Annotated in this window: 11 protein-coding genes; 2 read left to right on the top strand and 9 right to left on the bottom strand. The window is 74.2% G+C overall.

From position 1 onward, the window contains the following. Window positions 1-132 precede the first annotated feature (132 nt). The 7 genes from ykgO to AC1MIR_RS23420 form a co-directional block, all read right to left on the bottom strand. Window positions 133-258: a type B 50S ribosomal protein L36 gene (gene ykgO, locus AC1MIR_RS23450; protein WP_109872693.1), complete on the bottom strand. Its 126-nt coding sequence runs from the start codon at window positions 256-258 to the stop codon at window positions 133-135. A 48-nt stretch (window positions 259-306) separates the two neighbouring features. Then, window positions 307-1,389, bottom strand: coding sequence for a branched-chain amino acid aminotransferase (locus AC1MIR_RS23445; RefSeq protein WP_480030598.1), 1,083 nt, complete (start codon window positions 1,387-1,389; stop codon window positions 307-309). A gap of 91 nt (window positions 1,390-1,480) precedes the next feature. Beyond that, window positions 1,481-2,386 (bottom strand): DMT family transporter, encoded by a 906-nt coding sequence (locus tag AC1MIR_RS23440; protein WP_480030597.1) that lies wholly within the window; start codon window positions 2,384-2,386, stop codon window positions 1,481-1,483. Window positions 2,387-2,419: 33 nt separating this feature from the next. Beyond that, window positions 2,420-3,391 (bottom strand): Bug family tripartite tricarboxylate transporter substrate binding protein, encoded by a 972-nt coding sequence (locus AC1MIR_RS23435; protein ID WP_480030596.1) that lies wholly within the window; start codon window positions 3,389-3,391, stop codon window positions 2,420-2,422. Between the two features lie 56 nt (window positions 3,392-3,447). Next, window positions 3,448-4,296 (bottom strand): SDR family NAD(P)-dependent oxidoreductase, encoded by an 849-nt coding sequence (locus AC1MIR_RS23430; protein WP_480030595.1) that lies wholly within the window; start codon window positions 4,294-4,296, stop codon window positions 3,448-3,450. A 1-nt stretch (window position 4,297) separates the two neighbouring features. Then, window positions 4,298-5,272, bottom strand: coding sequence for a Bug family tripartite tricarboxylate transporter substrate binding protein (locus tag AC1MIR_RS23425; protein WP_480030594.1), 975 nt, complete (start codon window positions 5,270-5,272; stop codon window positions 4,298-4,300). A gap of 72 nt (window positions 5,273-5,344) precedes the next feature. Next, window positions 5,345-6,319 (bottom strand): Bug family tripartite tricarboxylate transporter substrate binding protein, encoded by a 975-nt coding sequence (locus AC1MIR_RS23420; RefSeq protein WP_480030593.1) that lies wholly within the window; start codon window positions 6,317-6,319, stop codon window positions 5,345-5,347. Window positions 6,320-6,401: 82 nt separating this feature from the next. On the opposite strand from AC1MIR_RS23420, the gene AC1MIR_RS23415 reads away from it, so the two are divergent. Further along, window positions 6,402-7,742 (top strand): replication-associated recombination protein A, encoded by a 1,341-nt coding sequence (locus tag AC1MIR_RS23415; protein WP_480030592.1) that lies wholly within the window; start codon window positions 6,402-6,404, stop codon window positions 7,740-7,742. Here AC1MIR_RS23415 and AC1MIR_RS23410 read toward each other — a convergent pair. Continuing rightward, complete coding sequence (locus tag AC1MIR_RS23410) at window positions 7,739-8,245, bottom strand: mechanosensitive ion channel family protein (protein ID WP_480030728.1); 507 nt, start codon at window positions 8,243-8,245, stop codon at window positions 7,739-7,741. The two genes, AC1MIR_RS23415 and AC1MIR_RS23410, sit on opposite strands and share 4 nt — an antisense overlap. Window positions 8,246-8,541: 296 nt before the next feature. After that, window positions 8,542-9,549 (bottom strand): hypothetical protein, encoded by a 1,008-nt coding sequence (locus tag AC1MIR_RS23405; RefSeq protein WP_480030591.1) that lies wholly within the window; start codon window positions 9,547-9,549, stop codon window positions 8,542-8,544. A gap of 105 nt (window positions 9,550-9,654) precedes the next feature. Here AC1MIR_RS23405 and AC1MIR_RS23400 point away from each other — a divergent pair. After that, window positions 9,655-9,883, top strand: a 229-nt coding sequence (locus tag AC1MIR_RS23400) for an ATP-binding cassette domain-containing protein (protein ID WP_480030590.1), incomplete at its 3' end; no start/stop codon positions are given.

The raw sequence follows: 9,883 nt of genomic DNA, 5'->3' as shown, positions 1-9,883 counted from the left end.
GGGGGGGGGGGGGCGCCCCCGCCCCCCCCCCCCCGCGGCGGGGGGGGGGCGGGCGGGGGGGCCTACCCCCCCCCCGCGCGCGCGGGGCGCCCGCGCCCTGGCCGGGGCCGGCCTGCGCCAGCCGCCCTTGCGTCAGCCCTGGCGGGCCTTCAGGCGGGGGTTCTTCTTGTTCAGCACATAGACCCGCCCCCGGCGACGCACCAGGAAGCAGTTCTTGTCGCGGGTCTTCGCGGTCTTGAGCGAGTTGCGGATCTTCATGGTACCGGCCTTTCGAGCGGCGCGAGATAGGGGCAGCGGGGGGCGGAGTCAACCAGCCACGGGCACCAGGCTGGTCCAGCCATGCGGGTCGTTGGTCCGGCCATACTGGATTCCGACGATCGCGTCATAGAGCCGGCGGGTCACCTCCCCGGTCTCGCCGCCATTGATCGTCACCTGCCGGTCCTTGTGGCCGAGCACGCCGACCGGCGAGACCACGGCGGCGGTCCCGGTGCCCCACATCTCCTTCAGGGTGCCGGCATCGGCGGCGGCCAGGATCTCCTCGATGGCGATCTGCCGCTCCGTTACCGTCAGGCCCCAGTCGCGCATCAGCTGGATGGTGGAGGCCCGCGTGACGCCGTCCAGGATCGTCCCGGCGAGCGGGGGTGTGATCACCTCCTCCCCGATGCGGACCATGATGTTCATGGTGCCGACCTCGTCGAGCCAGCGATGCTCCACGGCGTCGAGGTAGAGCACCTGGGTGTAGCCCGCCGCCGCGGCATCCTGCTGGCCGGCGAGGCTGGCGGCGTAGTTGGCCGCCGTCTTCGCCTCCCCAGTGCCGCCCTTCACCGCCCGCACATGCCGGTCGGAGGCGAGGATCCGCACCGGCTTCACGCCTTCCTTGTAGTAGCTGCCCACCGGCGAGAGGATCAGGAAATACAGGTAGCTGTGCGCCGGATGCACGCCGAGCATCACATCGGTCGCGATCACCGTCGGGCGCAGATAGAGCGACGTGCCGGGCTTGCGCGGCACCCAGTCGTGGTCGAGGCCGACCAGCGCGTCGAAGCTCTGCCGGACGATGTCCACCGGCATCTCCGGCATGCACATGATCCGGGCGGAGCGGTTGAGGCGCGCGGCGTGGCGGTCGGCGCGGAACAGCCGGATGCGCCCGTCATCGCCCCGGAACGCCTTCAGCCCGTCGAAGATCGCCTGCCCGTAGTGCAGGACGGAGGTGGCGGGGTCGAGCGAGAGCGGGCCATAGGGCTCGATCCGCGGCGAATGCCAGCCGCGGCCCTCGTCGTAGTTCATCAGGAAGATGTGGTCGGTCAGCACCTTGCCGAAGGCCAGGCTGTCATCGGCCGGCTTCGGGCGCGGGGCCGTGGTGCGGGTGATGGGGAACGCGCCGGTGCTCATGGACGCCGCCTCGGGATGCTTGGTGTGTGACTGGCGGGCGATCATAGCGCGGCGCGCGGCTGAGGCAGAGTCCCTGTCCTACCCGGCCGCATCATGCCCTTGCCGCGCGGAGTTCCAGCCGGGTCAGCCAGAAGCCGGCGCCGATGATCACCGCCACGCCCGCCAGCATGGTCGCGGTCGGCACCTCGTCGAAGAAGACCCAGCCGAACAGGATGCCCCACAGGATCATCGCGTATTGCCAGGGCACCACCACCGGCGCCGGCGCCAGCGCCAGGGAGCGCGTCACCGCCAGATGCGCCACCACGCCCACCACGCCCAAAAGCATCAGCAGCAGCACGTCGAAGGCGGTCGGCGGGATCCAGGCGAAGGGCAGCATCACCGCCCCGAAGAGCAGCGCGCCCCCCATCTGGTAGGCGGCCAGCACCGTCGCCGAGGTGCCGCGCAGCGCCCGCGTCGAAAGCAGATAGGCCGAGTAGACGCAGACCCCGAGGATCGCCACCAGCGTCGGCAGCCAGCCGAAGTCGAGCCCCGCGCCGAGCGCCAGCAGCACGCCGACGAAGCCGACCGCCACCGCGACGAAGCGCCCGCGATCCAGCTTCTCCTGCAGCAGCAGGGCGGAGGCGACGGCGACGAAGATCGGCGTCGCCATCCAGAAGGCCATGGTGTCGGCCAGCGGCATCATGGAGACCGCCCAGTAGAAGCAGGCGACCTCGATCGTGCCGAAGGCGACGCGCCCAGCCTGCAGCCAGGGCCGCTTCGGCCGCAGCAGATGGCCGATGTCCTCGCGCAGGATGAAGGGCGCCAGAACCACCAGCGCCGCGATGCTCCGCAGCACCAGCACCTGCGCGACCGAGTAGGTGGCGACCAGCCACTTCCCCAGCACGTCGTTCAGCGAGAAGGCCAGCACCGCCGCCGACATCAGCGCGATGCCCGCGAGGTTCTGGTTCGGTTGGGGCGGGGTCAGGTCCGTGCGCTCTCTTCTCCCTCCCCCGTTCACGGGGGAGGGACGGGGTGGTGGGAAGGCGGCGCGTCAATCCACCCGGACATTCGCCTCCCGCACCAGGGTCGCCATCGCGGCGCGCCCCTCGGTGACGAAGCGCGCGAAATCGGCGGGGCGCGAGCCCACCGGCACGCAGCCGATCTGGATCAGCCGCTGCCGGTTCGCCGGCACCGCCATCGCTTCCGCCAGCGCGTCATACATCCGCGCGACGACCGGCGCCGGCGTGCTGGCCGGCCCGAACAGCCCCGCCCATTCGTTGGATTCGAAGCCCGGATAGCCGCTCTCGGCGATGGTCGGCACCTGGGGCCGGCTCTCCACCCGCTCCGTGGTCCCGACCGCCAGGAAGCGCGCGCGCCCCGAATCCACCACCGGCCCGGCCGAGACCAGCGTGGTGAACACCGCGTCGATCGCGCCGCTCGCCAGATCCTGCGCCGCCGCGGCGCCGCCGCGATAGGGCACGTGGATCACCTCGATCCCCGCCACCTTGGCGAAGGCGAGCAGGCCGAGATGCCCCGCCGTCGCATTGCCCTGCGTGCCGACCGTGATCGCGCCAGGCCGCGCCTTCGCCGCCGCGACGAACTCCGCCAGCGTGCGCGCCGGGAAATCGGTCTTCACCGCGACGGCGGAGGGGAACAGCACCACCAGCGAGATCGGCGTGAAGGCCGTGGCGTAGTCGAAGGGCAGGTTGCGCAGCAGCGCCGGGTTCACCAGGTGGCTCGACGCATCCCACAGGAAGGTATGGCCGTCCGTCGCCCGCGCCACCTCGAGCCCGCCGAGGCTGCCGGAGGCGCCGGTGCGGTTCTCCACCGCGAAGACCTGGCCGAGCACCTCGCCCATGCGCGGCGTCAGCACGCGGGCAGAGCTGTCCGCCGCGCCGCCGGCCGAGAAGGGCACCACCAGCCGGATGGAGCGCGTCGGCCAGGCGCCCTGGGCGCGGGCGAGGGCTGGCAGCGCGAGAGCAGGGGCGGCCGCGAGCATCGCGCGGCGGCTGAGGACCGGCATCGTGGTTCTCCTGGCGTTGGTTTGGCCGGGGGAATGGCGCTGCCGGAAGCGGGCCGTCAAGCCGGCGGCAACTCCCCTGCCGCGAAGGCCAGCGGCGGCCGGCCCGCCCAGCCGCGCAGCCGCGGCGAGACCACGGCGGCGGCGTTCTGCGCCGAGAGCCCGCCATCCACCGGAATGTCGGCGCCGGTCACGAAGGCCGCCGCGTCGCTCGCCAGGAACAGGGCGGCATGGGCCACGTCCTCGGGGCGGCCCACCCGCCCGATCGGATACCCCTCCGTCGTCAGCCGCAGATCCTCGGGATCGAGCGTGGCGGCGAAGGCCTCCGTCAGCACCAGGCCGGGCGAGATTGCGTTCACGCGGATGCCGTCGGCGCCGCACTCCACCGCAAGCTGCCGCGTCAGCGCCAGCATGCCGCCCTTCGCGGCCGCATAGGCAGAGAACCGCGCCTGGCCGAGCTTGCCCTGCACGGATGCCATGTTGACGATCGCGCCGCCCCGGCCATGCGCCCGCATCGCCCGCACCGCCTCCCGGCACAGGCGGAAGCCGCTGGTGAGGTTCAGCGCGACGGCGGCGGCCCACGCCGCATCGGACGTCTCGTCGAGCGGCAGCACGGTGTTCGCGCCGGCATTGTTGACCAGCACATCCGGGCCGCCGAGTGCCGCCGCCGCGGCGACGATGCGTGCCGGCGCATCCTCCGCCGTGACGTCCGCAGCCAACGCCGTCGCCCCCGTCTCCAGGGCCAGGGCGGCGAGGCCCGCTTCGTCGCGGTCCACGAGCAGCAGCCGCGCGCCCGCCCGATGGAACAGCAGCGCGACGGCGCGCCCGATGCCCGCCGCCGCGCCCGTCACCACGGCGACCCGGCCGGCGAGCACGCCGGCCACCGGCGCCGAGGAGACGGGCGTCATGCTACTCGATGCGGATATTCGCGGCCCGCACCGCATCGCTCCACTGCCGCCGCTCCTGCGCCAGCAGGTCGGTGAAGGCGGGGATGTCGCGCGGCGCGGCGATGAGCGCCACGTCCCGCAGGCGCGCGACGATCGAGGGCTCGGCCAGCAGGCGGTTGACCTCGTCGTGCAGGCGCTGGACCGCGGCATCCGGCGTGCGCGACGGCGCGAGGAAGCCGATCCAGAACTCGGCGCGCAGACCCGGCGTGTGCTCGGCAAGCGTCGGCACGTCCGGCATCCGCGGCAGCCGGTCCGGCGAGAGGGTGCCGATCACCCGCACCTTGCCCGCCTGAAGGAAGGGCGCGATCTCCAGCTCGACGGTGAAGAACATGTCCACCCGACCGGCGGCGAAGTCCGTGGCCGCGGTGCCGCCGCTGCTGTAGGGCACGTGGAGCAGCTTCACCCCGCCGCCACGCAGCGCCACCAGCTCCGCCGCCACATTCGGCAGCGAGCCGACGCCAACGCTCGCATAGCTGAGCTCGCCGGGCCGCGCGCGCGCCAGCGCCAGGAGCTCGGCCAGGTTCTGCGCCGGCAGGTCGGCCCGCACGGCGAGCAGCACGGGGGAGGTCGCGACCAGCGCCACCGGCCGGAACGCCGCTTCCGGATTGTAGGGCAGGCGCGGGAAGGCGAACTGCGTGATGACGAAGGGCGGCGGCGCGAGCAGCAGCGTGTGCCCGTCCGGTGCGGCGCGCGCCACCTCGGCGGTGCCGATGGTGGTGGTCGCGCCCGGCTTGTTCTCGACCACCACGGGCCGGCCGAGCCTGGGCGTCAGCGCATCCGCCAGGATGCGCGCGGCGGCGTCCGTCGAGTTGCCCGGCCCGAAGGGCACGATGATGCGGACGGCCCGCTCCGGTGCCCAGGATTGCGCCGCGGCGCCGCGCGCGGCCAGCAGCGCTGGCAGCGCCAGGGCGGCGCGCCGGGTGAGAGACTGTGCCAAGCGTTCCTCCAATCCCGGCCGGGCTCTTCGGCCACGCCGGAGCGGCGATCCTCTCACCGGCCTTCCGGCCGTTCAACCGATCTCGATGCCGGCCTCCCGCACCAGCTTCGCCATCGCCTCCCGCTGCGCCGTCACGAAGCGCGCGAACTCCGCGGGCGGCGTGCCGACCGGCAGCGCGCCCAGCGCAGCCAGGCGCTGGCGCACGGCGGCATCCGCCAGCGCATGCCGCGCCGCTTCATACAGGCGATCCGCGGCCCCCGCCGGCAGGCCGGCGGGCGCATAGAGCCCGTTCCACTCGTTCAGCTCGTAGCCGGCAAAACCCTGCTCGGCGACGGTCGGCACCTCGGGCAGCGAGGCGATCCGCTGCGCCGTGCTCACCGCCAGCGGCCTCAGCTTGCCGTCCTGCGCCAGCTGCAGGGAGGAGGAGACGGTGCCGAAGACGAAGGCGATGTTGCCGCCCAGCAGATCCTGCAGCGCCGGCGTGCCGCCACGATAGGGCACGTGCTGGATGTCGAGCCCCGCGCGGTTCACCAGCAGCGCCGCCGCCAGATGCGCCGCCGTGGCGTTGCCCGAGGACCCGTAGGAAAGCTGCCCCGGCCGCGCCTTCACCCAGGCCACGAACTCCGGCAGCGTCCGCGCCGGCACCACATTCGGGTTCACCACCAGGATCTGCGGCAGCACCACCACCTGGCTGATCGGCGTGAAGGCGGTGGCGTAGTCGAAGGGCAGGTTGCGCAGCAGCGCCGGGTTCACGGTGTGCGCCATGGCGTCGATCATGATGGTGTGGCCGTCCGGCGCGCTGCGCGCGAGCTCCGCCGCGCCGATCGAGCCGCCCGCTCCGGCGCGGTTCTCCACCACGATCTGCTGGCCGAGGACGCTGCCCATCGGCCCGGCGAAGAGGCGGGAGGTGGTGTCCACGCCGCCGCCCGGCGGATAGGGCGCGATCAGCCGGATCGTGCGCGTCGGCGCCCATTGCGCAAGGGCCGGCCGCGCCAGCGGGGCGGCGAGCAGCGCGGCGCCGCGCGCGCGGCGGGTCAGGCGAATCATGGCGTGTCCTCCGTAAGCTTTGCGCGCAGCATGGCCTCGCCGGGCGGTTCCCGCCAAGCCGGCGCGGGTCCACACTGCCCGCATGGCCCGCGCCCCCGACCTGTTCGGCGACACCGCGCCGGAAGCAGAGCCTGCCCCCGCCGGCCCGCGCCCGCTCGCCGATCGCCTGCGCCCGCGATCGCTCGAGGAGGTGATCGGGCAGGAGCAGCTGCTCGGCCCGGCCGGCGCGCTCACGCTGATGCTCGCGCGCGGCTCGCTCTCCTCGCTGATCCTCTGGGGCCCGCCCGGCGTCGGCAAGACCACCATCGCGCGCCTGCTTGCCGAGGCCGCGGGGCTGCATTTCCACCCGCTCTCCGCGGTGTTCTCCGGCGTCGCCGACCTCAAGCGCGCCTTCGACGACGCGCGCGACCGCCGGCGCAAAGGAAAAGGCACGCTGCTCTTCGTGGACGAGGTGCACCGCTTCAACCGCGCCCAGCAGGACGGCTTTTTGCCTGTTGTCGAAGACGGCACCATCACGCTGGTCGGCGCAACGACGGAAAATCCGTCCTTCGCGCTGAACGGCGCGCTGCTCTCGCGCTGCCAGGTTCTCGTGCTGAAGCGCCTCGACGACGAGGCGATGGAGAAGCTGCTGGCGCGCGCGGAAGCACTGGAGCAGCGGAGCCTGCCGCTGACGCCGGAGGCGCGCGCCTCGCTCCGCGCCATGGCCGATGGCGACGGGCGCTACCTGCTGAACATGGCCGAGCAGCTGCTCGCGATCCCACCCGGCGGCGATCCGCTCGACGCCGCCGCGCTGGCCGCGCTGCTGGCCAAGCGCGCCGCGCTCTACGACAAGGACCGCGAGGAGCACTTCAACCTCATCTCCGCGCTGCACAAGGCGATGCGCGGATCGGATCCCGACGCCGCGCTCTACTGGTTTGCGCGCATGCTCACCGGCGGCGAGGACCCGCGCTACATCGCGCGCCGCCTGACGCGCTTCGCCGCCGAGGATGTCGGCATGGCCGATCCCCGCGCGCTGCCGCTCGCCATCGCCGCGTGGGAAACCTACGAACGCCTCGGCAGCCCGGAAGGCGAGCTCGCGCTGGCGCAGCTCGTGCTGCATCTCGCCACCGCGCCGAAGTCGAACGCGGTCTATGCCGCCTTCGGCGCCGCGATGCGCGCCGCGAAGGAGACCGGCAGCCTGATGCCGCCCCAGAACATCCTCAACGCGCCGACGAAGCTGATGAAGCAGCTCGGCTATGGCGAGGGCTACGAATACGACCACGACGCCGAGGCAGGCTTCTCGGGCGCGAACTACTGGCCCGAGGGGATGGACCCGCAGCGCTTCTACAGCCCGACCGATCGCGGCGCGGAGCGCGCGGTCGCGGAGCGCCTGGCGGACTGGGCGCGGCTGCGGGCCGAGCGCCGGCGGCGGACGCGGAGTTAAGCCGGCCGAGAGGCCACCGCGCCCTCCGCCAGGCTCTCCTCCACCGCCTGCACGAGCACCAGGATCAGGCTCTCCTGCACCGCCAGGAACTCCCCCTCGCTGCCAGCCCGCACCTCCGCCTCGACCTCGAGTTCCACCTGCTCTCCGGTGAAGCCGACCAGGCGCGCGCGCGGCGTCCGCGCCGTCCGGTCCACCTGCGGATGCGCCGCCCCGCGCGCGCCGACCCGCGCCGGCAGCGCCGCCAGGACCTGCCGCGGCGTGGCCGCGGGCAGCGCGAAGCGATGGCGGAACAGGTGGCGGATACGCGCGGAGACGTTGGTGACCTGCATCTTGGCCAGGTCCGCATTGGGCACCGTGGTCAGCGTGCCGTCGGCGCCGCGGATGCGGGTGGAGCGCGGCCCGATCGCCTCCACCGTCCCGCCGGCCTCGCCGAAGCGGATCTCGTCGCCCACGCGGAAGGGCCGGTCGGCGAAGATCGAGAGGCCGCCGAACAGGTTCTCCACGGTGGATTGCGCCGCCAGCGCCAGCGCGATGCCGCCGATCGAGACGCCGGCCAGCAGCCCGACCGCCGGCACGCCGAGGTCGTTGGCGCCGACGAACAGCACCGAGCCCGCGGCGAAGGGCGCGCCGACGCGGGCCAGCAGCCGCAGTAGGTTGGCGTCGAAGCTGTCATCCGGGATCGCGGGCGAGGCGATCGCCGCCTCCACCACCAGCCAGCACAGCAGCCAGGCGGCCCAGGCGGCGGCGACATAGAGCGCGGCGATCGCCAGCAGCGATTCCGCATCGCCGAGCAGGCCCGTCAGCACGATCTGGGAGACGATGAAGGCGTGCGCGGCAAGCGTCGCGACCGCCAGCAGCGCCGGCACGCTGAGCCACAGCAGCCGCCGCCCGAGCGGGCCGAGCCGGTCGGGGGGGCCCCCCCCCCCCCCCCCCCCCCCCCCCCCCCCCCCCCCCCCCCCCCCCCCCCCCCCCCCCCCCCCCCCCGCCCCCCCCCCCCCCCCCCCCCCCCCCCCCCCCCCCCCCCCCCCCCCCCCCCCCCCCCCCCCCCCCCCCCCCCCCCCCCCCCCCCCCCCCCCCCGCCGGGGCGCCGCGGGCGGGCCCCCCCCCCCCGGGCGCCCCGCCACGCCAGCACCAGCACCGCCGCCAGCAGCACCGCCAGCGCCGACAGCAGCGCCTTCCAAACCAGCGTGCCGAGCAGCCGCGCCTGCAGCCAGGCGGGCAGCCGTTCCAGGCCCAGCCCGGCCAGCAGCGGGCCGGTCGCGCGCATCTGCGTCTCGTGCCAGTTCTCCCCGGCGCCGGGCTGCAGCACGGGCTGGCCGATGATCTGGGCGTGGAACTCCGGCAGCCGCGCGACCGTCTCGGCCGAGAACACCCAGTCGCCGGCGCGCGGCCCCTCGGCGATGCGCTCCAGCCGGATCTGGGTGCCCGGCACGCTCCAGCGCCTTGCCTCGCCCAGCCCGGCGATCGCCTCGGGGCCCGGCACGGGCAGCCGGTGCAGGATGTCCGCCAGGTAGCCCACCGCGAAATTGCCGTCCCGCGCGCGGGTGGCGGGCGGATACTGGCTGAGGTCGAGCAGCCCGTCGGCGATGCGCTTCATGGCGAAGGCCAGGGCGATCTCGCCGGCGAAGCTGGGCCGGGCCCGATAGTCCTGGAACAGCGCCTGCAGCCGTTGCGTCTCGGCCAGGAACGCGCGGTGCGTGGCGATCGGGCTCGACGTGTCGAGCTCGGGCTGCAGCCCGGCGGCACCCGCCTGCCGCAGGGTCAGGACCAGCAGCATCGCCAGCAGGGCCATGCGCAGGATCGGCATCCGGCTCGCTCCGGGGGACCGCGGCCCGCCGGGAAGGCGGCGCGGACTCGCCGGACGGATCGGAGCCGAAGCTGGCGGCCGCTGCAAGCCGGTGCATAGTCGCCGGTGGTTGGGGGCAGGAGGGACGGAGCCGATGAACGAGCTGTCGCCGGCCGCGCTGGCCCTGGGGGCGCGCGGCGGGCGGGCCCGGGCGGGGGGGGGGGGGGGGGGGCCGGCCGCCCCCCCCCCCCCCCCCCGGCGCTGCACGACGTCTCCTTCGACGTGGAGCCGGGCGGCTTCCTGGCGCTGCTCGGCCCCTCCGGCTGCGGCAAGTCCACGCTGCTGCGCGTGGTGG

The organism is Falsiroseomonas sp. RANM36 (genome assembly GCF_056682175.1).
This window is presented reverse-complemented; position numbering and strand designations above follow the sequence as displayed.

Excerpts from the sequence above, each read along its gene's own strand:
- ykgO (WP_109872693.1), bottom strand. The coding sequence starts at position 258 with ATGAAGATCCGCAACTCGCTCAAGACCGCGAAGACCCGCGACAAGAAC.
- AC1MIR_RS23445 (WP_480030598.1), bottom strand. The coding sequence starts at position 1,389 with ATGAGCACCGGCGCGTTCCCCATCACCCGCACCACGGCCCCGCGCCCG.
- AC1MIR_RS23435 (WP_480030596.1), bottom strand. The coding sequence starts at position 3,391 with ATGCCGGTCCTCAGCCGCCGCGCGATGCTCGCGGCCGCCCCTGCTCTC.
- AC1MIR_RS23430 (WP_480030595.1), bottom strand. The coding sequence starts at position 4,296 with ATGACGCCCGTCTCCTCGGCGCCGGTGGCCGGCGTGCTCGCCGGCCGG.
- AC1MIR_RS23420 (WP_480030593.1), bottom strand. The coding sequence starts at position 6,319 with ATGATTCGCCTGACCCGCCGCGCGCGCGGCGCCGCGCTGCTCGCCGCC.
- AC1MIR_RS23415 (WP_480030592.1), top strand. The coding sequence starts at position 6,402 with ATGGCCCGCGCCCCCGACCTGTTCGGCGACACCGCGCCGGAAGCAGAG.
- AC1MIR_RS23405 (WP_480030591.1), bottom strand. The coding sequence starts at position 9,549 with ATGCCGATCCTGCGCATGGCCCTGCTGGCGATGCTGCTGGTCCTGACC.